Origin of the sequence: Enterobacter sp. SORGH_AS_0287, from assembly GCF_031453695.1 — a bacterium.
Taxonomy (GTDB): domain Bacteria; phylum Pseudomonadota; class Gammaproteobacteria; order Enterobacterales; family Enterobacteriaceae; genus Enterobacter; species Enterobacter ludwigii.
Genome location: NZ_JAVIZW010000001.1, coordinates 562,408 through 583,486 on the forward strand (window position 1 = coordinate 562,408; position 21,079 = coordinate 583,486).

Sequence of the window (21,079 nt, forward strand, 5' to 3'; positions counted from 1 at the left end):
CTTGCACCATGTCTTCTGACCACCGCGTCTACAGTTACTCCGCCGTTATGATGGGATCGCCCATTCTCCTGAAGCTTTTCTCTCATGATGAAGCCCTCGCTTCTCGCGTTTTTAGACTGATTAAACAGTATGAAGACCTGCTGACCGTCAACCGTGCCAGCTCGCAGGTGATGGATATCAACCATGCTGCCGGTCTGCATCCTGTCACCGTCAGTCGCCCGGTTTTTGAGCTTATCCGCTGTGCGAAAGCGGCAAGCCAGCTCAAGGACAGCGCATTTAACCTGGCCATCGGCCCGCTGGTGAAACGCTGGAAAATCGGTTTTCGGGGAGATAGCGTTCCGCCTGCCGATGAAATCGCGTCGTTGCTCGCCATTACCCATCCTGAGGATGTGGTCCTTGATGAGGCCAGCAGCAGCGTGTTCCTGACCCGGGCGGGCATGGAGATTGATCTGGGGGCCATCGCCAAAGGCTATATCGCCGACAGAGTGCGCGATTACCTGCGTAAAGAGGGGGCTCAACTGGGGCTTATAAATCTTGGCGGTAATATCCAGACGCTGGGTTCACCAGAAGGGGGCTGGAGCGTGGGGCTCAAAAAACCGTTCGCCGGGGAGGCGCTGATCGGTACGATGACCGTAGAGAACATGTCGGTGGTGACATCGGGTACCTACGAACGCTTTTTTGAGCAGAACGGCAGGCGTTATCACCACATACTTGACCCGCGCACCGGCTATCCGCTGGATAACGAACTGGACAGCGTCACCATCATTTCGAAAAACTCCATTGATGGTGATATCTGGACCACGCTGATGTACGGCATGGGCGTCAGTAAAGGCTGTTCAGCGCTGCGTGCACGACCCGACATTGAGGCAATCTTCGTGACCAAAACAAAAGAAGTGGTGCTCTCTTCAGCGCACCACTTCCGCTTTACCTTGCTGGATAACAGCTACCGCGTTACTGACAGTACTGCTTGAGCAGTGCCGTCTGCTCGGGCTGCAGGCGATAGCGATACACCGGCCGCCCGGTGGCACCGTAGTGAATGCTGGTGAACAGAATGTTAATTTGCGCCAGCCAGATCAGGTATTTGCGACAGGACACGCGCGAGATATTAACCGCGTTTGCCAGATCATCGGTGGAAAACTCCGTCTCCGGGTGCGCATCAATCCACTGACAAATCGTACGCAGCGTTTGCGGCGTTAACCCTTTCGGCAGTTTTTTACTGTCCGCCAGTTCCGGCGCACCGCCGTGGATCAATCTGTCGACGTCGGCCTGCTCATAGTACTGATGCGATCCCATCAGGCTGTGCTTTGCCTTCCAGCCGTTCAGCGCCTCTTCAAAACGCGGGAACTGGAACGGTTTAATCAGATAATCCACCACACCGTAATGGATGGAGGTCTGGATGGTGGCGGCATCGGCGGCGGAGGAGATCATAATGACATCAATCGGCCGGCCTGAGGCACGGATGACGGGAAGGAGATCCAGCCCGTTATCCTGCTGCATATAGACATCCAGCAGCACCAGATCGACAGGCTGGCCGGGGTCGTTAATGATGGCCCTGGCCTGGTTGAGCGTGGAGGCGACGCCGCAGCAGCTAAAGCCTTCAACACGGTTGACATACAGACGGTTGAGGTCGGCCACCATGGCGTCATCATCGACAATTAACACATTTATCACGCGATATTCCTCTCGCTATCCCAGGGGATGTGAACAAAAAATTGGGTAAATACACCAGGCTCAGACTCGACGGTAATGTCTCCGCCCAGGTTCTGGATCTGCTGACGAGCAAGGAACAGCCCAACGCCGCGATTTTCGCCTTTGGTTGAGAAGCCCTTTGTAAAAACAGCCTCGAGCTGAGCCGGATCAATACCGGGGCCATCGTCGCTGACTTCGCAACTGAGCCAGCCATTCTGATAATGTAGAAGCAGGCCAATTTCGCCTTCCTGCTGTCCTTCCATCGCGTCGAGCGCGTTTTCAATGAGGTTACCCAGCACGGTAATCAGTACCGCAACCTGCTCTTCGTTGGCGGTATCCGGTATCTGGCACTCATCGGCCAGCGTCAGGGCGATCCCTGCTTCCTTAGCCCGGTTGATTTTACCCAGCAGGAACCCGGCTATCACCGGAGATTTAACTTTGCTTTGAATGGTACCAATATCGGTCTGATAATTATGCGCCGTCTGGATGATGTACTCTTCAAGTTTGTCGTAGCGCTTCATATGCAGCAGACCGAGGATCACGTGCAGTTTGTTCATAAACTCGTGCGTATGGGAGCGCAGGGCATCGACATAATTGACCATGCCATCGATACGCTGCATCAGCTGGCTGATTTCCGTTTTATCGCGAAAAGTGGTGATGGCACCAATAACCCGCTCCTGGCTTTTAACAGGCACCATGTTGCACAGCAAGAGTCGCCCGTTGCAGCTGATCTCCTGATCCTTGCGTGCAATGCCGCTCTTCGAGACTTCCCGCAGGCTTGCCAGCAGGGGAGCACTGGCATTTTCGGTCTGTTTGCCGGAAGGCAGAAGCAATATTTCTCTGGCGGTGTGGTTAATCATCGTCACCCGACCCTGAATATCCACGGCCAGTACCCCTTCGCGAAGCGACTGCAGCATCGCCTGCCGCTGTTCGAACAGCGCAGAGATCTCATACGGCTCAAGGCCGAACAGGATACGTTTGAGCACGCGAACCAGACCCCAGATGGCCAGCGAGCTCATCAATATACTGAATAATATGGTCCAGACGGCGTTAAGCCGCCCACGGGCAATCTGATCTTCCACTTTTTTAAGGGAGATACCGACCACCACCACGCCGATCTGCTCGTGCTGGCTATCAAAGACGGGAGTAAAGACGCGAAGCGCTTCCGCGAGGGCACCCCGGTTAACGGCGACATGTTCCTTTCCTTCCAGCGCGGGCGTCAGGTCATCGCCGATAAAGTGCAGACCTAGCAGGGCTTCGTTCGGGTGCGAGTAACGAATACCGCGCATGTCGGTGACCACGGTGAAGAGCAGGTCGTTGCGCCTGGTGACCGCCTGGGCGATGGGCTGAATAATATCCGCCTGGGGAGCCTGCATCAGACCGCGTTGAATTTCGGGACTGTCGGCCAGCGTTCGCGCGATCCCAAGGGCCGTATCCTTAACATCATCGCGGGTGGCGCGGGTGATTTGGACGGAATAGAGCGCAAATACCAACAGCAGCACAGAACCGATAATCGCGCACACCATTAACGTGACCAGGGTGTTCAGTTTCATGGGGCGCTTGCGCGTCAGGGGGAAGGGCTGCAAATCGCTCATCAAAACTCCGCGATGATTAAGAAAGGGGTAATTATCGCCGATGACGCGCGTTTCTTAAAGCCATGTAAAGGCATGGATTCGGTCCTCTTTTCGTGACCCTCCTCGCAGGTCACCTGTCTAAAACACTTTATAGTGTAGGGGTACTCATAATAAGGAGGTTGTTTATGAGCATTACGCTTACCGGTTCGGTCAAGGAAAGACGGCACGCCAGCACGATGAATATCGATAGATTGTCCACGCTGGACATGCTGAAAGTCATTCACCAGGATGATGCCCTCATCTCCGCTGCAATAACCCCATGTTTAACAACGATCGCCCGCGTGGTGGATAACGCCGCTGCGACCCTGAGTCACGGTGGTCGTCTGGTCATTGTTGGCGCCGGCCCGTCAGGCCGTGTCGCGCAGCAGGCAGCCGATGAGTATGCCCCGGGAAAAACGCCTGTGATCGCCATAACGGCGGGAGAGGAGGCGGGCAGCTACGAGCGCGGTGTCGCCGACCTGCAGGCCATCAAATTTGGTGAACAGGATATGATGCTGGCGGTCACCGTCAGCGGAAAAACACCGTGGGTCTGGGGCGCGATGCGCCATGCGTGGTCGTTGGGTTCCCCGGTCGCGGCTATTACGGATGACGCGCAAAGTGAAGCCGCGCAGCTGGCGAGCATGGTGATTGCCCCGGAGCTTGGCGCGGACGCGATCGCGGGTTATATCAATACCAAAGCCGGGATCGCACAAAAAATGATCCTGACCATGATAACCACCGGCCTGGCGGTTCGAACCGGACGCGTGTTCAGCAACCTGCGCGTGGATCTGGACGCCAGCAACACCAAATGGTCTGAACGGCAAATTGCCATCGTCATGGAAGCGGGGGGATGCACCCGGTCAGCGGCGAAAGCCGCGCTGGAGAGCTGCAACCATAACTGTAAAACAGCGGTGCTGATGGTGCTGACAGGGCTGGATGCCTGGAAGGCGCATGAACTGCTGGCGCAGAATAACGGCTTTATTCGTCTGGCACTGCAGGAAGCTCCGTAACATTTCTCTGTTGAATAAAAAAAAGCCCGCGATGCGGGCTTTTATCATAGTGGGAAGTTAGAACTGGTACGTCATACCTACGCCAACGATGTCATCTGTAGAGATGCCGTTTGCTTCGTAGAAGCTTTCGTCGTTGTCCAGCATGTTGATTTTGTAATCAACATAGGTGGAGAAGTTTTTGTTAAAGTTGTAGGTCATGCCGACGTCGATATAGTTAACCAGATCCATGTCGCCATGCTGGCCCTGTGGGTTACCCGCATTGCCAGGATAAGTCATGTCCTTGCCTTTGGAGTAAACCCATGCCAGGGACGGACGCAGGCCGAAGTCGAACTGGTATTGTGCCACGGCTTCAAAGTTCTGCGTCTCATCCGCAATCCCGGTATCGCCATATGGCGTCATATTACGGGTTTGCGCATACATCATCGCCAGATAAACGCTGTTGGCATCATATTTCGCGCCAACGGTCCACACTTCCGCAGTCTTACCGCCGGCGAAACGTGCGCTGTCTTGTATACCCTTCGCTTCCTGCTCATTGGTACGATCAGAAGAGGAGTAGGCCGCGCCTAAGGTCAGGCCAGACAGATCGCCGGAGAAATCATAGCTAGTGGACATACCGAAGCCGTCACCGTTCTGGAAACGCACGTCGTTATGACCGTTCTTGGTCCCTTCCTGATCTTCTGTTGCGTCCTGACCTTCGTTTGCCCCCTGATACTGCAGCGCAAAGTTCAGACCCTCAACCAGGCCGAAGAAATCGGCATTACGGTAGGTCGCCACGCCGTTTGCACGGCCGACCATGAAGTTGTCGGTCCAGGTATAAGAATCGCCCCCAAATACGGGCAGCATATCGGTCCAGGCTTCAACATCATACACGACGCCGTAATTACGACCGTAATCGAATGAACCGTATTCGCCATATTTCAGGCCAGCGTACGCCAGACGGTTAAATGAAGTATCACCGGCACTTTCGGTATTATTAGCGTAGGTTTTATATTCCCACTGGCCATAACCAATAACATCGTTAGTGATTTGTGTTTCGCCTTTGAAACCAATTTGTACATAGGTTTCATCGCCATCATCCCCGGGGTGGTCAGAGAAGGTATGACGCGCATCGATCTTACCGTACAGATCAACTTTATTGCCGTTTTTGTTATACATTTCAGCTGCATGTGCTGCGCCAGCCATTAATAATGCGGGTACGAGAATTGCCAGAACTTTTCTTTTCATTATATATTCCCTTTAAAGATAATTAATATGAATATATGTAATCACTCTCTGTCATTACAGAATTGATACTATTCTACGCAATGTCATTTTGGTTCAAAAATAAATGTAATTAAAATCGTAGAAATATTGCAAAATATTTCTATCTGTCGCTTTATTTTTCTGGTGAATTAGAGTTTAGGATATATAGAAATAAATTATCATTAAGTATTTAGCGGCGGTATTATTTAATATCTCCAATTGATATTAAATATATTTCCTCGGGAATGCAGGGTATACGCGTCCCTGTCAGGACAGCCGTGATAGCGGCGGGGAAAGTTGCTATTGTAGCCGTTTTAACAACAGGACGTGATGATGGAACTTACGCAGTGGCAGTCTCGCTTTGAGCGTTGGCTCGATGAAAACCACGCGACCCACGACGCCGCGCATGATATTTCGCACTTTCGTCGTGTCTGGATGACGGCGCAAAAAATCATGGCGAACCAGGCGGTCGATTCACTGGTGGTACTGACCGCCTGTTATTTCCATGACATTGTCAGCCTGCCGAAAAACCATCCCCAACGCAGCCAGTCATCACGTCTGGCGGCCAGCAAGACGCTCGACATTCTGCGTCGCGATTTTCCGGATTTCTCCTCTGAACGCTATGCGGCCGTGGAGCATGCCATTGAAGCGCACAGTTTTAGCGCCGGTATCGCGCCGCACAGTCTTGAAGCCAAAATTGTTCAGGATGCTGACCGGCTGGAAGCGCTTGGTGCTATTGGTCTTGCGCGCGTCTTTGCGGTATCGGGGGCGCTGGGCGTGGCGCTCTTTAACGCTGAAGACCCGTTTGCCGACGCGCGCACCCTTAATGATCGCGCCTTTGCCCTCGACCATTTTCAGACCAAGCTGCTGCGCTTGCCTGATACAATGCACACAGACGTGGGGCGCGAACTTGCGCAACACAACGCCGATTTTCTCATCCAGTTTATGGCGAAATTAAGTGCCGAATTACAGGGCGACTGCCTGGGGCTGGATAGCCAGGTGTTGAGCCGCTTCCGTCGCAGTTTGAGCGAGTGAACTGTGGTAATCTGTTTCCAGTCTTTATTCTCCGGTTAAAAGAATGCAGGAAAATCGATCAGTGAGTGAGCCCGCGCCAGAGCAGGCTGAGAAATCAACGGCAACGGTGCAGGCTTTATTGCGCCAGCTGCTGGATATCTATGATGCTAAAACGCTGGCGAATCAGCTGGTGGCGCACGGTGAGAGCCACTGGAGCCCGGCAATCCTGAAGAGACTGCTGACCAGCGAGCGGGCAGGGCAGCGTCTGAGTGAGGGCGAGTTTCGTTATCTGCAAAACCTGCTTCCGCGTCCTTCAGCCGCGCACCCGAACTATGCCTTCCGTTTTATCGATCTGTTTGCCGGCATTGGCGGCATTCGACACGGGTTTGAGGCCATTGGCGGGCAGTGTGTGTTTACCAGCGAGTGGAACAAACATGCGGTCCGTACCTACAAAGCCAACTGGTACTGCGATCCCCATGAACACCGTTTCAACGCCGATATCCGTGATGTTACGCTGAGCCACAAAATCGGCGTGAGTGATGAAGAGGCGGCTGAGCACATTCGCCAGTCAATTCCGGCCCATGATGTCCTGCTGGCGGGCTTCCCGTGCCAGCCTTTCTCGCTGGCCGGCGTGTCGAAAAAGAATGCCCTCGGACGCGCCCACGGTTTTGCCTGCGATACGCAAGGCACGCTGTTCTTTGATGTTGTCCGCATTATCGATGCCCGTCGTCCGGCGATTTTCGTGCTGGAGAACGTCAAGAATCTCAAGAGCCATGACGGCGGGAAGACCTTCCGCATTATCATGCAAACGCTCGATGAGCTGGGGTATGACGTAGCGGACGCTCAGCATATGGGCGCGGATGACCCGAAAATCATCGACGGTAAGCATTTCCTGCCGCAGCACCGCGAACGCATTGTGCTGGTTGGTTTTCGCCGCGACCTCAACCTGAAGGGGGATTTTACCCTGCGGGATATTCCCTCTTTATATCCTGCGCGTCGCCCAACCGTGGCCGACCTGCTGGAACCAGTCGTCGACGCGAAATTTATCCTCACCCCGGTGCTGTGGAAATACCTCTACCGCTATGCGAAAAAACACCAGGCCAAAGGCAACGGTTTTGGCTTCGGGATGGTTAATCCGAACGATCCGCACTGTGTGACGCGCACGTTGTCCGCTCGCTACTATAAAGATGGCGCAGAGATCCTGATCGACCGGGGCTGGGATAAAGCGCTGGGGGAGAAAGATTTTGACGATCCCGATAACCAGCGTCACCGTCCGCGCCGCTTAACGCCGCGTGAATGCGCTCGGCTGATGGGGTTTGAGACCCCGCAGGGGTACACCTTCCGCATTCCGGTGTCGGACACCCAGGCTTATCGGCAGTTTGGTAACTCGGTGGTCGTTCCCGCGTTTGCGGCGGTGGCAAAACTGCTGGCCTCCCGCATCAGACAGGCCGTGGCGTTACGTGAGAGTGAGGCCGTCAATGACGGATGTTCACAATAAGGCGACGCGCAGTAAAAACATGCGTGCCATCGGCACGCGTGATACCGCCATTGAAAAGCGGCTAGCCGGGCTGCTGACCGAGGCGGGGTTTGATTTCCGCGTGCAGGATGCCGCGCTTGCGGGCCGTCCGGATTTCGTTATCGATGCGTATCAATGCATCATCTTTACCCACGGCTGTTTCTGGCATCACCACGACTGCTACCTGTTTAAGGTTCCCGCGACGCGTACGGATTTCTGGCTGGAGAAGATTGGCAAGAACGTTGCGCGGGACAACCGTGACCTTAGCACGCTTCTCGCGCAGGGCTGGCGGGTGTTGATTGTCTGGGAGTGCGCGCTGCGCGGCAGATTAAGACGTACCGATGCCGACCTGACAGAACGGCTGGAAGAGTGGATCTGCGGCGGCGGGCAGGCCGCGCAGATCGACACCCAGGGTATTCACCCGCTTACGGTTTCTCCACCTCACACGGCGTAACAACCGGCTTCGCAGGAAGCAAATATTTCCCCAGCGTTACCAGCACAACGGCAAAGACAATCACGCCCAGCGCCAGCCATTCCACCGGAGATAACGTTTCGCCCGCAAAGCTGGTGCCCAGCAGTACGGCAACCACCGGGTTCACGTAAGCGTAGCTGGTCGCGATCGCCGGCGAGACATTGCGGATCAAGAACATATAGGCGTTAATGGCGATGACAGAGCCAAATAGAGCCAGGTAACCCACGGCCAGGAAGCCCGAAAGGTCCGGCATGGCTGTCAGTTTTTCGCCCGTCAGCGTTGAGGCAATCAGCAGCACAATTCCCGCCGCGAGCATCTCAATCGCGCCCGCCATCATGCCGGTCGGTAGCTCAATTCGTGAACCGTATACCGACCCAAATGCCCAGCTCATGGAGCCGATCAGGATAATCACTGCGCCCCACGGATTTCCGCTCAGGTTACCGCCGCTGTTGAGCAGGATGATCCCGGCAAGCCCGATCCCAATCCCTACCCATTCGAGCTTGCGGGTGCGGATGCCGAAAAGACGGCTAAAGCACAGGGTAAACAGCGGGACGGTCGCGACCACGACGGCGGCAATTCCGGACGGCACGTTCTGGTGCTCGGCGACCGTCACAAACCCATTCCCTATGGCCAGTAGCAGCAGGCCAATCAGGGCGGCATTGAGCATCGGGCGAAGCGGAGGCAACTTATGGCCCCGTAACAGCAGAAAGGCCATCAGTAACACGCCCGCCGAGAGAAAGCGTACGCCCGCCATCATGAGCGGCGGCCAGCTCTCCACGCCGATACGAATGACAAAGTAGGTGGAACCCCAGATGATATACAGCGAAAAAAGTGCCCCAATGAGCGGTAGCAGTTGCCGGAAACGCATAATCCCTCGCGACAAAATGAAAAGGTCGCTGACAGTAAACGCCAAAACTATCGGCCTGGCGAGCGCTTTAATTGTGTAGTTGATGTGAATTTTTTGTTGACGCGAGGTGCCTGTTTCCGGGTTTACACTTTTGCTCCATACTATTCACTTAATTACCAAAAAAAGAAGGAATGAGATTTTGGCAGGAAGTAGCTTATTAACATTACTGGATGATATTGCCACCTTACTGGATGACATTTCGGTGATGGGAAAACTGGCGGCGAAGAAAACCGCCGGGGTTCTGGGAGACGATTTATCGCTCAACGCCCAGCAGGTGAGCGGCGTTCGGGCCAACCGTGAATTACCGGTGGTATGGGGCGTAGCGAAAGGCTCATTCCTGAATAAGGTGATCCTGGTGCCGCTTGCGCTGCTGATCAGCGCGTTTATCCCATGGGCGATCACGCCGTTGCTGATGATTGGCGGCGCATTTTTATGCTTCGAAGGCGCTGAGAAGATCCTGCACTCGTTCGCCGCACGTAAGAACAGCGACACGCCGGAAATGCGCCAGCAGCGTCTTGAGGCGCTGGCCGCGCAGGATCCTAAAACTTTCGAGCGTGATAAGGTGAAAGGTGCCATTCGTACCGACTTTATTCTGTCGGCGGAGATCGTGGCCATTACGTTAGGTATTGTCTCTGAAGCACCGCTTCTGAACCAGGTCCTGATCCTCTCCGGGATCGCCATTCTGGTCACGGTGGGGGTGTACGGGCTGGTGGGGCTTATCGTTAAGCTGGATGATATCGGCTACTGGCTGGAAGAAAAATCGAGCGCTATCGCCAAAGGTATCGGTAAAAGCCTGCTGGTGACCGCGCCCTGGCTGATGAAGAGCCTGTCAGTGGTTGGTACGCTGGCGATGTTCCTTGTCGGAGGCGGTATTGTGGTTCACGGTATCGCGCCGCTGCACCATGCTATTGAACATTTCGCCTCGGCGCAGGGCAGCATAGTGGCGGCAATTCTGCCCACGCTGCTTAATCTTGTGCTGGGCTTTATCATTGGCATTATCGTGGTTGGGGCCGTAAAACTGGTCGAAAAAATCCGCGGAACGTCGCACTAATTGTTACCTGTTGCGGGGTGCAAAAAGATCATTCCTCGTCTAAATTGAAAACGTTTCACCCTGATACAGGAGGCAGGTATGGTCTTTTTGGTCAGTGATGAAGTTAAGCCTAAGAAGGGCGGCCCACGTATGATAGTCACCGGGTATTCCAGCGGTATGGTGGAATGCCGGTGGCACGACGGTTATAGCATCAAGCGGGAAGCGTTCCGTGAAGATGAGCTTCAGCCGGGAGACGGGCAGCGCAAGCGAGACAAGGCTTAATGACATAACGCCCGGCTTTGCCGGGCGTTTTTACCTTCCGTATCCGGCGTCGGGCAGTAATCAGGGAGTGTGTGTGCAGCGCGAGACCTTTGTTGTAAGACGATCTTTTCTGCAATGGCTGCATATGCGTAGCAATCCGGGGTTGATTGTTAATCTCTGTTTTCTCATCGTACTGATATTTTCCACGCTCCTGACCTGGCGAGAGGTGGTGGTTCTGGAAGATGCGTATATCTCCAGCCAGCGTAATCATCTGGAAACGGTAGCCACTTCGCTGGACCGGCAGTTACAGTACAGCGTGGATAAAATGCTTTTTTTCCGCAAAAGCATGCGTGATGCCATCCAGACGCCGCTGGCCTTTGATGTCCTGTATGAAGCGATTTCACGCTTTAACGCCTTTCGCACGCGCCCCAGCTGGCAGCTCGCCGTTGATAAAAAACGCACTCTCCCCATTAACGGCGTGTCGGATGCGTTCGTCGAAAAAACCACGCTGTTGAATCGTGACCCTGAGCGTATCAGCAATGAAATTTCTGCCGCCCTCGAAGTGGGGTATTTACTCCGACTGGCGTCCTCGGTGGGGCAAAGTGAAGAGCGGGTTATCTATGCGTCTCGCGCCGGGTTTTACCTTGCGACGGACACGCCTGAACAGACGAGTGATATTAGCCAGCGCTATTACTATCTGGTTACCCAGCCGTGGTTTACCCAGCAGTCTGAACGTAACAATCGCGCTCGTGCGGTGCGCTGGTTTATCTCCAGCCCGTCGCCCTGGACCGGTGGTGAACGGATGATCACGGCCAGCGTGCCGATCTATTTTGACCATTACTGGTATGGCGTTGTGGCGATGGATTTCTCATTGAAGACCATGAAACATCTGCTGGAAGAGGCAACGCAAGAGCGTACAGAGGGGGAATATCAGCTGTACGACACCCGGCTGAATATGATTGCCACGTCAGAAGAGGCCGGCAGCCTGGTGAACCGGTTTGACGAACGCGAAACGGCGCAGATAGCACACGCAATCGAGAACGATACCGGCGGGGGGATCCGCCTCGGAAGCCGCTTTATCAGCTGGGAGCGGCTCGATCACTTCGATGGTGTGATTTTACGCGTTCATACCCTTCATGAAGGCGTTAAGGGGGACTTCGGCAGTATCAGTATCGTGCTCGCGCTGCTCTGGGCACTCTTCACCGCCATGCTTCTTATCTCGTGGCTGGTTATCCGTCGGATGGTCAGCAATATGTATACGCTTCAGCACTCTTTGCAGTGGCAGGCCTGGCACGATCCGCTCACCCGCCTGAATAACCGTGGTGCCCTGTTTGAGCGTGCCAAAATGCTGTCGGAAAAATGTCGGCAGCAGTCGCTGCCGTTCTCGGTGATTCAAATCGATCTCGACCATTTTAAAAGCATTAACGATCGCTTTGGCCATCAGGCCGGGGACAAAGTGCTTTCCCATGCCGCGGGCCTGATTGGCAGCGCACTGCGCAAGAATGATGTTGCCGGACGCGTGGGTGGGGAAGAGTTCTGCGTGGTACTGCCCGGCAGCGGGCTTGAAGAGGCGAGGGGGATTGCGGAACGCATTCGCTCACGCATCAACAGTAAAGAGATCCTGGTGAAAAAGAGCACCACCGTGCGTATCAGTGCTTCACTGGGGGTAAGTAGCGCCCAGGAAAAGGACAATTACGATTTCGAACAGCTGCAGTCAGTGGCGGATGCCCGGTTGTATCAGGCCAAGCAGTGCGGGCGCAACCGGGTGTTCTGGCACGATCAGGATAAGAAGTGATCCAGCCCCTCCTGCCAGCCCGCGGGGCCGGGCTGTTGCGTGTGGTACACCCGGGCGGGGTTATCGTCACGTAACGTGATGCCCTGCCGGTTAATGCCCTTAATCACCACGGCGTAGTCTACGCTGTCCAGCAGCGGGGCATCATTTGGACCATCGCCGAGCCCCAGGGTGACCGGTACGATGCCTTCCCGCTCACGGTACTGCTCAATCAGCCAGTCAACCGCAACGTCTTTACCGCAGCGAGCATCCAGAACATGCCAGAAGCGGGCTCCCTGCAGGCATTTCAGGCCACACTGCGCCAGCGCCTCGTCAAATTGCGCCATTTTTTCATCGCTGTCGCGCCAGATGAGCGTGACGGAGGCTTCGTGTCGGCGCGCGAGGGTCGAACGATAGCGCGTCAGCCCCGTCCACTCGCTGATAACCCGTTCGTCGACGTCATCAAAGGTGGTGAATTTAAAGCCCCGCTGCTGGCGAATCTGGTCGATCAGCGGGCGAATGTCGCGGTGTGTCATCCCCCTGATGTGGCGTTGACCTGTCTCCCAGCGCACGTCGGGTTGAATCACCGCGCCATTCTCAGCTATGAAGGGTAACCCCTCCAGACCCAGATCCTGCTGGATATCCAGCATTTCTGCCGCGGTCTTGCTGCTGCAGAGAATAACCGGCACCTGATTATCCTGGAGGGTGTCCAGCCAGGGCATGGCCGGTTGCCACTCGTACGTATGAATATCGAGTAACGAGCCGTCGAGATCGGAAAAGATCAGCAGGCTATCCTGCAGTGAAGGCATAACGACTCCTGATAACTGACAAACTGCCACCTAAGAATATTCCTAAAAAAATTCCTAATGCTTAAGTCAGGCAAAAGGGTATCTCTCCTGCCAAACCCGCATGCAGCGCATGTTGTCCCTCATAACTAAATTTATTATGTACCAAATATTATATTCGCCATGAGAATATATGCTTGTCATACAAAATGGTTGAGGATAGTGTTTTGTGTACATCAGATTTCCTGGTGTAACGAATTTTCAAGTGCTTCTTGCATAAGCAAGTTTTGATCCCGGCCATCCCCATGACCGGGATTTTTTTCGTCCTAACGATTTGCTTCAGACACGCTAAAATCGTGGATATCAAGCTCGAAGGCCTCCGCCAGTTCACGGTAGGTGTGATAATCCCTTCCATTCACAATGACCCTGTCTGAATTGTCGTCTGAACGACGGACTTCTGACTCACTGATCTCATTGATGGCGGCCAGCAGGGCATCGACATCCACCTCAACCTCGCGTTTGATGGTGTCGCTGTACTCTTTGTCGGTCTTCATTACGGGGTACCTCATTTTGCCGTCTCCAACCCTAAGTATAGACTGCGCACAAAAACGCCATTCACACCGGGCAGCGATGCCAGTTAAGGCGTTTTGTTCTACACTGGCTCAAAACCAGAGGAGGAACGTATGAAGGTCAACGATCGGGTAACCGTTAAAACGGACGGTGGGCCGCGCCGCCCGGGTGTGGTCCTGGCAATTGAAGAGTTTAGTGAAGGCACGATGTACCTGGTATCACTTGAAGACTACCCGCTCGGCATCTGGTTTTTTAACGAACTGGGACACCCGGATGGCATCTTTGTAGAGAAAGCGCAATAGCATGGCGTCGGGTGGCGACTGGCGTGCCCGACACTGTCCACAGAAGCAAAAATCTCTGGCCAGGCCAGAGATCAAAGGTAGGGTGCAAAGGGTTTTTTTAGCGACTAACGCATGTTGACGAAAATCCCGTTCGTCACATTATCGGTGAGGCGTACCACGTGATAGATCACTTGCTTATTATGCGTTTTAATTTTCCTTTTAATATTTCCTTTATGTGACGAAACGGTTTTGGCTTTAATATTCATCTGGTCTGAGATCTGAATAGTCCCTTGCCCTGCCATCCACATTCGCAGCATGCTTGATTCAGTCCTGCTTAATGATAGGGTGGGTAAGTTAACCGCTCCTACATTTTTAACTTCTTTATTCAAATAATCACCCAGAATGTCATCCAGCGACTCTGGTTTAATCGATTTAGAACTGATCAATAAATTTTTACGAACCAACAAATACTCATCGAAATGGATATTCGCGATCGCCATAAAAACAATAAACAGGGTTTTTGGATGCTGATTAATGATTTGCTTAATGTGCTGACTGTTGGCTGGATCGTGAATGAAACAGTCCTCATTAATAAACACCACGCCTGGTTTAAGTTCGTCACAAGCGGCTGCGAGTTCGTCAACGGTGTGTGCATCGTTGATGTCTCTCTTTCTTACCCCTCTGCTTGCCAGGTACCCGGTTAACCCTAGCCGGGTATAGCTGCATAAATCCATAATGATCGTTGACATGGCATACCCTCACTCAATGCGTAACGATAATTCACCATCTGCCTGAGAGCTCATAACAGCCATACGGGATGGAAAAAATTAATAAACCTGTGAGCATGACAAAGACTTTCAGGCGGACTCACTATCCCGTAAAGTTACGTATAATTTGCCAGGAATCTTCTTAAAGTAAAGTAAATATTAAGTATTGTGAGGTGGTTAGAAACAATTAAACCGCGTCAGATATATCCTGGAAGATGTTTTTCACGTTTTATTTTAGGAATATCCTCAGAAAGACAATATCAACTGTGAGGGCTATTATTTACGCGGTAGCTCACTGACAATATCTGCTAACAGATTGAATATCTCGCCGAATAAGTGCTCACAGAAGGGGGCGATAAGGGGCATCAGTAATGACATTAATAAAATACCGACCGTCAGCGTCAGCGGAAAACCAATGACGAACACCGAGAGCTGCGGTGCCATTCGGTTGAGTAAGCCTAAGGCGAGGTTCACGGTCAGCAGCAGGGTAATGATCGGCAGCGCCAGCATCAGGCCGTTCAGGAAAACAAGCCCGGCCGCACGCGTAAGCGCCAGAAACGCGTTGCTGTTCACCGGGTTTTCCCCAATCGGCAGCGTATGGAAAGTATCCACCAGCATGGAGATGAGCCACAGATGGCCGTTGAACGACAGGAACAGCAGCATGGCGAGCAGATCGATAATGCGCGCCAGCACCGGCATGTTGAGGTGGCTGCCGGGATCCACAAACGTGGCGAATGATAAACCCATTTGCAGGCCAATCAGTTCGCCGGCGGTCCGCACGGCCGCGAAGGCAAGCTGCATGGTAAAGCCTACGGCCACGCCAATCATCACCTGTTGCAGTGCAACCCACACCGCTTTCGCCGAGAAGATCGGAATATCCACGGGCGGGAGAGAAGGGGCGACGATAATGGTGATGATAATGCCCAGCCCCACTTTGACGCGCTTGGGTATCGTTTTCTCACTGAGAATGGGGGCCGTTGTAATCAGCGCCAGGATACGCAGCATCGGCCAGAAATAGACGCCAAGCCATTGAACCCACTGGTCACTGGTGAAGTGCAGCATCGTCGGGTCAGCCGATGATGTACGGCAGATTGGTAAACAGGTTGCGCATATAGTCCAGCAACAGGTTCAGCATCCACGGCCCGGCAACGATAATCGCCACGAACACGGCGATGATTTTTGGGATAAATGACAGCGTCATTTCGTTAATCTGCGTGGCGGCCTGCAGGATACTGATAATCAGACCGGTCACCAGCGCGACAAGCAGTAACGGCGCGGCAACGGCTATCGCGATTTTCATCGCTTCCGTGCCCATCATCATGACCGATTCTGGCGTCATTACGGCTCCTTAACTGTAGAAACTCTGCGCCAGCGAACTGACCAGCAGTTGCCAGCCATCGACCAGGACAAAGAGCATGATCTTAAAGGGCAGGGCAATGGTGGCCGGGGGGACCATCATCATCCCGAGCGCCATCAGAACGCTGGCGATCACCAGATCGATAATCAGGAACGGAATAAAGATGGTAAAGCCAATCTGAAAGGCCGTTTTCAGCTCACTGGTGACATACGCAGGCAGCAGAATACGCATCGGAACGGCTTCCGGTCCCTGAAGCTCGCCGGTATTGGACAGGCGGGCGAAGAGTGCCAGGTCCGCTTCCCGGGTCTGGCGGAGCATAAACTCCCGCAGCGGCTGAGCCCCTTTATCGAGCGCCTCCTGCATGGAGATTTTATCTTCGCTAAACGGCTGGTATGCGTCGGTATAAATCTTGTCGATAACCGGCGACATAATGAAAAAGGTTAAAAACAGCGCCAGACCCAGCAGTACCTGGTTAGGCGGCGCGGACGGGGTGCCCAGCGCATTGCGCAGCAGACCAAAGACGATGATGATTCGGGTGAAGCTGGTCATCATCAGCAGGATCGCCGGAATAAACGTCAGCGAGGTGATGAAAACCAGCGTCTGCACCGGCAGAGACCAGCTTTGCCCGCCGCCTGCAAGAGGGGTTGAGACCAGACCGGGCAGTTGTGCATAAACCGCAGGGGCAAACAGGCCGACGCCCGCAAGCGTAAGGGATAACAAACGGCGCATCAGGATCTCCCGGAACGCTTAAGCAAACTCTTCATGACGGACTGAAAATCCGCAGGGACTTCTGCGCGCTCGTCACCCGTTGCCGGGGCTGGCGGCAGTTTATGCAAGACGTTGATGCTGGAGGCAGTCACGCCCAGCACCAGCCGTGCATCTTCCACATCGACAACGACCACGCGCTCGCGTGGCCCCAGTGTCGTGCTGGCGCTGACCTTCAGACCGCGGGTGCCGGCGGTTTTACCCGCCAGGCCGAAGCGCTTCGCCAGCCATGCGGCGATAAGAATAAAGGCAATAATACCGAGCAACGCGCCACTCACCTGGAGCAGCGGAGAGCCGGGAATGGCAGAGGGCTGTGATATTGTTGCCTGGGTTTTCATGCTTAACGGCTCAGACGACGCATACGTTCAGATGGCGTAATAATGTCGGTGATGCGCACGCCGTATTTATCGGCAACCACCACGACTTCACCCTGGGCAATGAGATAACCGTTGATCAGAATATCCAGCGGTTCGCCGGCGAGACCGTCAAGGGCCACCACGGAACCCTGCGTCAGACGCAGCAGCTCTTTAATGGTCATGCGGGTGCGGCCCAGTTCCACGGTCAGCTTAACCGGGATATCCATAATCAGATCAATATCCTGCAGCGTACCGCTGACATCGCCGCCGCCGAGCTGCTGGAACACAGCATCCGCTGCACTTTTGGCCGGAGTCGTTTTTTGCTCGTTTAACGCGTCAGCCCACAGATCGTCCAGTGCTCCGCTGTTTTCATCGGACGGATTGTTCATGTCACTCATTTGGGCTGTTCCTCATTCAGCGAATTCAATATCGGGTTGATCAAGTGCTCAACGCGTAACGCATACTGACCGTTAATTGTGCCGTACTGACTTGTCAGCACGGGGACACCATCCACATGGGCAATAATGCGGTCGGGTTTTTCTATCGGCAAAACATCGCCGGGTTGTAATTTCAGGATCTGGGATAAGCGCAGCGGGATATCCGCGAAGCTCGCCACCAGCTCAAGCTGAGAATGCTGAACCTGACGCACCAGGTTTTCACGCCAGTTCTGATCTTCGTTGCGTGAGTTCTCCAGCGGCGGGTTGACCAGCAGTTCACGCAGCGGTTCGATCATGCTGAACGGCAGGCAGATGTTGAACTCACCGGTCAGGTTACCGATCTCCACATGGAACGGGGTATTCACGACGATATCGTTCGGGGAGGTGGTGATATTGGTAAATTTCACCTGCATCTCAGAACGTACGTACTCCACTTCCAGCGGGTTAATCGCTTTCCACGCGTCGCTGTAAGATTCCAGCGCCAGCTTCAGCATGCGGTTGATGACGCGCTGCTCGGTGTGGGTAAATTCACGCCCTTCCACTTTGGTTGGGAAACGCCCGTCGCCACCAAACAGGTTATCCACCGCAATGAACACCAGGCTTGGCGAAAACACCACCAGACCTGTGCCGCGCAGCGGTTTCAGGTGGATCAGGTTAAGGTTCGTTGGCACCGGCAGGTTGCGGGCAAACTCATGATACGGCTGGATGCGGATCGCACCGACCGTGATATCCGGGCTACGACGCAGCAGGTTAAACAGCCCCATACGGAACTGACGTGCAAAGCGTTCGTTAATGATCTCCAGCGCCTGCAGACGTTCACGTACTACGCGGCGCTGGGTATTGGGATCATAAGGACGAATATCGCTATCGCCGCCAATACCCGGTTGCGGATCATCGTTCTTATCGCTGTCGCCGTTAAGAAGCGCGTCGATTTCTGCCTGAGAAAGAATACTGTCGCCCATGTCGTTACCGCAGTATGAAGGCTGTATACAGAACGTCAGTGACTTCCTGCTTGGGTTGACCGTTTACCAGCGGGGTCGCCAGCGTCTGTTTAATGGCGTCGACCAGCTTTTGCTTACCGTCATCGGTAGCAAGCGTTGAGGCGTCCTGACGAGAGAACAGCAGCAGCAGACGGCTACGCACTTCAGGAAGATAATCATTCAGGCGCGCACGCGTGGCTTCATCTTTCAGGCGTAACGTAATACCCACATACAGCACACGATCCGCATCACCCAGATTCACGGTGAAGGTATCCAGTGGGAAGAATACCGGTGCCGGCGGAGGAGGCGGTTCGGCTTTGGCCGCAGCGGTAGAAGGTTCCTGCTGCATACGCCAGTAACTATAGCCCGCGGTAGCGCAGGCGGCGAGCGTGATTAACACCAGCAGCGGGATCCAGATGGAACGCTTGCTTTTTTTGGTGATCGCGGAGTCAGTCATCTGATACGAGCTTCCTGTTTCGGTACAGCTTAATAAGGTGATTATCCCGTGTCCTGCTGTCGTCAAAGCGTGGAAAAGACGGGGATAATCACGCTACCTCTGGCGTTTAGGCAAAGATGTCTACGGCACTGTTGCCACGCGCCGCGGATTGCAGGGCGGCAGGGGCAGGCAGTAACTCATCGCTCTCCTCATTAAAACCGCCGGTATTACCGGAACGTGAAGCCTGTTGCTGCTGTTGAGAGGAGGACTGCTGCTGTCCGGCAAAGCTCTCGCTGCTGACACTGCTTTGCGCGAGCTGAATGCCACTCTCAGCAAGCGACGTGCGCAGGACAGGCAGTGCAGCTTCCAGGGCCGCACGCACGTGGCTGTGCGCCGACACCATTTGCAGCTGTGCCTGGTTATCATCCAGTTTCAGGGTAATCTGGACCTGGCCCAGATCTTCCGGATGCAGACGCAACTCTGCGGTCTGCTGGCCCTGTTTCGTGAACAACGTAATGTGCTGACTCAGGGATTGCTGCCACTCCTGGGTTCCCAGCGGCTGGCTCAATACCGGTGCCGTGGCAACGGTTGCGGCAGTGTGGCTGGTGACGTTGCTGGAAATGACGGGCGCAAGCGTTGCGGTCGGGGCTGTTGAAGAGGGTGAACTGGCGAGATCCTGCTTCTCAGCGGCGGCGGCCACGATCGGGGTCGCCGGGGCGTTGACCGGTTGAGACGGATCGGCGTTTTGCGCCTGCGCCTGATAAGTCGACGCTTGTTGCGCTTTTTCATGGCCCGCCAGCAGGGTGCTCATGGACTGTTGACCTGCACCATTTTGCGAAAGCGCGGCAGCGTTCAGCGTTGATTTCGCCGTCACGCCAATACCTGTCGCGCCAGAGGCCACCGGCGTTGCCGTCTGCTGGTGGGGCAGCATCGCCATCAGCGCGCTCAACCCTGCCAGCTCTTCTTCGCTCAGCTCGCTTTTGCTGTCATCCTGCGTTTTCACCGCGCTCAGGGTCTTCAGGGCATCACCTTTTGAAACCGGCACCAGCCCGGAAACGAGGGTTTCCAGCGGGGTGGCTGCTGTCGGTTCATCGCCTGTCAGGGCTGGCTGACGCGAGAGCAGGTTGGCTATTTTGGCCTGCAGGGTGTTCTCTCCCCCGGCTTCCTGAGCAACTTTTGACAGCTTACTGCCGGCTGCTTTCAGGTCAGCCAGCGTCAGCGGCGCATCGTTGCCCTGGCCTGTTGCGTCCGTCAGGGCGCCTGCCAGCAGAGAAAGAAAGTCTTGTGCACCGTCGGTGCCTTTCCCTGTTTGCATGCCGCCCGACAGGTCGCTGTCGGTCATCAGCAGTTGTTGCAATGTGATCATTCCGGTTTCCTCATTGATGCGCGCTGGGCAAACTCATCCATTTTCTTCTGATCCAGACGGTTTTCCGCCAGGGTCGTTGCCGCGATCTGTCGGTCCTGTAAGGTCTGCCAGGCCTGCAGTCGCTGCTTTTTCTCGCGCCAGAAATTCAGCGCGGTGTCGACTTTCTGGGTCCACTGGTTAAGCTGCTGGCGATGCTGTTCTATCGCCTTTTCCAGCGTCTGAATAAACTGCTGATAGTTAATCCAGCGCTGGCTTCCAATGCCCTGTGTCATATCGGTATTGAGGTTGGTGCGATATTCATGCTGATAGTCGATTAACATCTTCAACTGCTCTTCAGCCTGCTGGCACCCGCGTCGCATTGCGCCAAGCTGCAATGCGGCATCATCAACTTCTTTCTCAGCCAGATCTTTCAGCGTTGATAACGCGCTGTTTTGCGCCATGACCTTCGCCCTCC

The 21,079-nt window shown here is 54.4% G+C and carries 24 protein-coding genes and 1 pseudogene; 9 read left to right on the forward strand and 16 right to left on the reverse strand.

From position 1 onward, the window contains the following. Positions 1–8 precede the first annotated feature (8 nt). Positions 9–971, forward strand: a complete 963-nt coding sequence (locus QE396_RS02535; protein ID WP_020883321.1) for an FAD:protein FMN transferase — start codon at positions 9–11, stop codon at positions 969–971. Here QE396_RS02535 and dcuR read toward each other — a convergent pair. Then, positions 952–1,671, reverse strand: coding sequence for a two-component system response regulator DcuR (gene dcuR / locus QE396_RS02540; protein WP_020883322.1), 720 nt, complete (start codon positions 1,669–1,671; stop codon positions 952–954). The genes QE396_RS02535 and dcuR overlap by 20 nt on opposite strands. Next, positions 1,668–3,284 carry a sensor histidine kinase gene (locus QE396_RS02545; RefSeq protein ID WP_020883323.1) on the reverse strand — a complete coding sequence of 539 codons (1,617 nt, stop codon included), beginning with the start codon at positions 3,282–3,284 and terminating at the stop codon, positions 1,668–1,670. The genes dcuR and QE396_RS02545 overlap by 4 nt, the downstream gene beginning before the upstream one ends. A gap of 164 nt (positions 3,285–3,448) precedes the next feature. On the opposite strand from QE396_RS02545, the gene QE396_RS02550 reads away from it, so the two are divergent. Next, positions 3,449–4,312, forward strand: coding sequence for an N-acetylmuramic acid 6-phosphate etherase (locus tag QE396_RS02550; protein WP_020883324.1), 864 nt, complete (start codon positions 3,449–3,451; stop codon positions 4,310–4,312). A gap of 57 nt (positions 4,313–4,369) precedes the next feature. On the opposite strand, the gene ompC is transcribed toward QE396_RS02550, so the two are convergent. Continuing rightward, a complete protein-coding gene (ompC, locus tag QE396_RS02555) occupies positions 4,370–5,536 on the reverse strand; it encodes a porin OmpC (protein WP_020883325.1) in 1,167 nt (388 codons plus the stop codon). Positions 5,537–5,887: 351 nt separating this feature from the next. On the opposite strand from ompC, the gene QE396_RS02560 reads away from it, so the two are divergent. From QE396_RS02560 to QE396_RS02570, 3 genes are all read left to right on the forward strand, one after another. Then, positions 5,888–6,589, forward strand: coding sequence for a phosphohydrolase (locus QE396_RS02560; protein WP_020883326.1), 702 nt, complete (start codon positions 5,888–5,890; stop codon positions 6,587–6,589). A gap of 61 nt (positions 6,590–6,650) precedes the next feature. Further along, positions 6,651–8,066 carry a DNA cytosine methyltransferase gene (locus QE396_RS02565; protein WP_020883327.1) on the forward strand — a complete coding sequence of 472 codons (1,416 nt, stop codon included), beginning with the start codon at positions 6,651–6,653 and terminating at the stop codon, positions 8,064–8,066. Further along, positions 8,047–8,538: a very short patch repair endonuclease gene (locus tag QE396_RS02570; protein ID WP_020883328.1), complete on the forward strand. Its 492-nt coding sequence runs from the start codon at positions 8,047–8,049 to the stop codon at positions 8,536–8,538. Before QE396_RS02565 ends, QE396_RS02570 begins: the two co-directional genes overlap by 20 nt. On the opposite strand, the gene yedA is transcribed toward QE396_RS02570, so the two are convergent. Then, complete coding sequence (gene yedA / locus QE396_RS02575) at positions 8,510–9,424, reverse strand: drug/metabolite exporter YedA (RefSeq protein WP_020883329.1); 915 nt, start codon at positions 9,422–9,424, stop codon at positions 8,510–8,512. The genes QE396_RS02570 and yedA overlap by 29 nt on opposite strands. Positions 9,425–9,602: 178 nt before the next feature. On the opposite strand from yedA, the gene QE396_RS02580 reads away from it, so the two are divergent. The 3 genes from QE396_RS02580 (at position 9,603) to dgcQ (ending at position 12,549) form a co-directional block, all read left to right on the forward strand. Next, positions 9,603–10,514, forward strand: coding sequence for a DUF808 domain-containing protein (locus QE396_RS02580; RefSeq protein ID WP_020883330.1), 912 nt, complete (start codon positions 9,603–9,605; stop codon positions 10,512–10,514). Between the two features lie 78 nt (positions 10,515–10,592). After that, entirely contained in the window at positions 10,593–10,775 is a 183-nt protein-coding gene (locus QE396_RS02585) for a YodC family protein (RefSeq protein ID WP_014170745.1), read from the forward strand. 73 nt (positions 10,776–10,848) lie between these two features. Continuing rightward, the gene (gene dgcQ, locus QE396_RS02590) at positions 10,849–12,549 is read left to right on the forward strand and encodes a cellulose biosynthesis regulator diguanylate cyclase DgcQ (protein ID WP_025203799.1); all 1,701 of its coding nucleotides are present in this window, start codon (positions 10,849–10,851) and stop codon (positions 12,547–12,549) included. Here dgcQ and QE396_RS02595 read toward each other — a convergent pair. Both QE396_RS02595 and yodD read right to left on the reverse strand, forming a co-directional pair. Beyond that, positions 12,534–13,334, reverse strand: coding sequence for a mannosyl-3-phosphoglycerate phosphatase-related protein (locus QE396_RS02595; RefSeq protein WP_020883332.1), 801 nt, complete (start codon positions 13,332–13,334; stop codon positions 12,534–12,536). The two genes, dgcQ and QE396_RS02595, sit on opposite strands and share 16 nt — an antisense overlap. Before the next feature lie 302 nt (positions 13,335–13,636). Then, on the reverse strand, positions 13,637–13,864 hold the full coding sequence (yodD, locus tag QE396_RS02600; RefSeq protein WP_008500310.1) for a YodD family peroxide/acid resistance protein: 228 nt from the start codon (positions 13,862–13,864) through the stop codon (positions 13,637–13,639). A 129-nt stretch (positions 13,865–13,993) separates the two neighbouring features. Here yodD and dsrB point away from each other — a divergent pair, with 129 nt between their 5' ends. Next, positions 13,994–14,182: a protein DsrB gene (gene dsrB, locus QE396_RS02605; protein WP_020883333.1), complete on the forward strand. Its 189-nt coding sequence runs from the start codon at positions 13,994–13,996 to the stop codon at positions 14,180–14,182. A 104-nt stretch (positions 14,183–14,286) separates the two neighbouring features. Here dsrB and rcsA read toward each other — a convergent pair whose 3' ends face one another. The 10 genes and pseudogenes from rcsA to fliJ all read right to left on the reverse strand — a co-directional run bounded on the left by rcsA (position 14,287) and on the right by fliJ (position 21,065). Then, positions 14,287–14,910 (reverse strand): transcriptional regulator RcsA, encoded by a 624-nt coding sequence (gene rcsA, locus QE396_RS02610; protein WP_008500313.1) that lies wholly within the window; start codon positions 14,908–14,910, stop codon positions 14,287–14,289. 278 nt (positions 14,911–15,188) lie between these two features. Beyond that, positions 15,189–15,990, reverse strand: a pseudogene (fliR, locus tag QE396_RS02615) (flagellar biosynthetic protein FliR). A gap of 7 nt (positions 15,991–15,997) precedes the next feature. Next, on the reverse strand, positions 15,998–16,267 hold the full coding sequence (gene fliQ / locus QE396_RS02620; protein ID WP_008500315.1) for a flagellar biosynthesis protein FliQ: 270 nt from the start codon (positions 16,265–16,267) through the stop codon (positions 15,998–16,000). A gap of 9 nt (positions 16,268–16,276) precedes the next feature. Then, positions 16,277–17,014 carry a flagellar type III secretion system pore protein FliP gene (fliP, locus tag QE396_RS02625; protein WP_008500316.1) on the reverse strand — a complete coding sequence of 246 codons (738 nt, stop codon included), beginning with the start codon at positions 17,012–17,014 and terminating at the stop codon, positions 16,277–16,279. Next, positions 17,014–17,388, reverse strand: a complete 375-nt coding sequence (gene fliO / locus QE396_RS02630; RefSeq protein WP_020883335.1) for a flagellar biosynthetic protein FliO — start codon at positions 17,386–17,388, stop codon at positions 17,014–17,016. Before fliO ends, fliP begins: the two co-directional genes overlap by 1 nt. Positions 17,389–17,390: 2 nt before the next feature. Then, entirely contained in the window at positions 17,391–17,804 is a 414-nt protein-coding gene (gene fliN, locus QE396_RS02635) for a flagellar motor switch protein FliN (protein WP_014170738.1), read from the reverse strand. Beyond that, positions 17,801–18,805: a flagellar motor switch protein FliM gene (fliM, locus tag QE396_RS02640; RefSeq protein ID WP_014170737.1), complete on the reverse strand. Its 1,005-nt coding sequence runs from the start codon at positions 18,803–18,805 to the stop codon at positions 17,801–17,803. Before fliM ends, fliN begins: the two co-directional genes overlap by 4 nt. A gap of 4 nt (positions 18,806–18,809) precedes the next feature. Next, positions 18,810–19,280 carry a flagellar basal body-associated protein FliL gene (gene fliL, locus QE396_RS02645; protein WP_020883336.1) on the reverse strand — a complete coding sequence of 157 codons (471 nt, stop codon included), beginning with the start codon at positions 19,278–19,280 and terminating at the stop codon, positions 18,810–18,812. 106 nt (positions 19,281–19,386) lie between these two features. Continuing rightward, on the reverse strand, positions 19,387–20,625 hold the full coding sequence (gene fliK / locus QE396_RS02650) for a flagellar hook length control protein FliK (protein WP_020883337.1): 1,239 nt from the start codon (positions 20,623–20,625) through the stop codon (positions 19,387–19,389). After that, the gene (gene fliJ, locus QE396_RS02655) at positions 20,622–21,065 is read right to left on the reverse strand and encodes a flagellar export protein FliJ (RefSeq protein ID WP_014170734.1); all 444 of its coding nucleotides are present in this window, start codon (positions 21,063–21,065) and stop codon (positions 20,622–20,624) included. Before fliJ ends, fliK begins: the two co-directional genes overlap by 4 nt. Between the last annotated feature and the right edge of the window lie 14 nt (positions 21,066–21,079).

Bases quoted from the DNA above. Each gene is read 5' to 3' on its own strand.
- QE396_RS02535 (WP_020883321.1), top strand. From the start codon at position 9: ATGTCTTCTGACCACCGCGTCTACAGTTACTCCGCCGTTATGATGGGA.
- QE396_RS02545 (WP_020883323.1), bottom strand. From the start codon at position 3,284: ATGAGCGATTTGCAGCCCTTCCCCCTGACGCGCAAGCGCCCCATGAAA.
- QE396_RS02550 (WP_020883324.1), top strand. From the start codon at position 3,449: ATGAGCATTACGCTTACCGGTTCGGTCAAGGAAAGACGGCACGCCAGC.
- ompC (WP_020883325.1), bottom strand. From the start codon at position 5,536: ATGAAAAGAAAAGTTCTGGCAATTCTCGTACCCGCATTATTAATGGCT.
- QE396_RS02560 (WP_020883326.1), top strand. From the start codon at position 5,888: ATGGAACTTACGCAGTGGCAGTCTCGCTTTGAGCGTTGGCTCGATGAA.
- QE396_RS02570 (WP_020883328.1), top strand. From the start codon at position 8,047: ATGACGGATGTTCACAATAAGGCGACGCGCAGTAAAAACATGCGTGCC.
- yedA (WP_020883329.1), bottom strand. From the start codon at position 9,424: ATGCGTTTCCGGCAACTGCTACCGCTCATTGGGGCACTTTTTTCGCTG.
- QE396_RS02585 (WP_014170745.1), top strand. From the start codon at position 10,593: ATGGTCTTTTTGGTCAGTGATGAAGTTAAGCCTAAGAAGGGCGGCCCA.
- QE396_RS02595 (WP_020883332.1), bottom strand. From the start codon at position 13,334: ATGCCTTCACTGCAGGATAGCCTGCTGATCTTTTCCGATCTCGACGGC.
- yodD (WP_008500310.1), bottom strand. From the start codon at position 13,864: ATGAAGACCGACAAAGAGTACAGCGACACCATCAAACGCGAGGTTGAG.
- dsrB (WP_020883333.1), top strand. From the start codon at position 13,994: ATGAAGGTCAACGATCGGGTAACCGTTAAAACGGACGGTGGGCCGCGC.
- rcsA (WP_008500313.1), bottom strand. From the start codon at position 14,910: ATGTCAACGATCATTATGGATTTATGCAGCTATACCCGGCTAGGGTTA.
- fliQ (WP_008500315.1), bottom strand. From the start codon at position 16,267: ATGACGCCAGAATCGGTCATGATGATGGGCACGGAAGCGATGAAAATC.
- fliP (WP_008500316.1), bottom strand. From the start codon at position 17,014: ATGCGCCGTTTGTTATCCCTTACGCTTGCGGGCGTCGGCCTGTTTGCC.
- fliO (WP_020883335.1), bottom strand. From the start codon at position 17,388: ATGAAAACCCAGGCAACAATATCACAGCCCTCTGCCATTCCCGGCTCT.
- fliN (WP_014170738.1), bottom strand. From the start codon at position 17,804: ATGAGTGACATGAACAATCCGTCCGATGAAAACAGCGGAGCACTGGAC.
- fliM (WP_014170737.1), bottom strand. From the start codon at position 18,805: ATGGGCGACAGTATTCTTTCTCAGGCAGAAATCGACGCGCTTCTTAAC.
- fliL (WP_020883336.1), bottom strand. From the start codon at position 19,280: ATGACTGACTCCGCGATCACCAAAAAAAGCAAGCGTTCCATCTGGATC.
- fliK (WP_020883337.1), bottom strand. From the start codon at position 20,625: ATGATCACATTGCAACAACTGCTGATGACCGACAGCGACCTGTCGGGC.
- fliJ (WP_014170734.1), bottom strand. From the start codon at position 21,065: ATGGCGCAAAACAGCGCGTTATCAACGCTGAAAGATCTGGCTGAGAAA.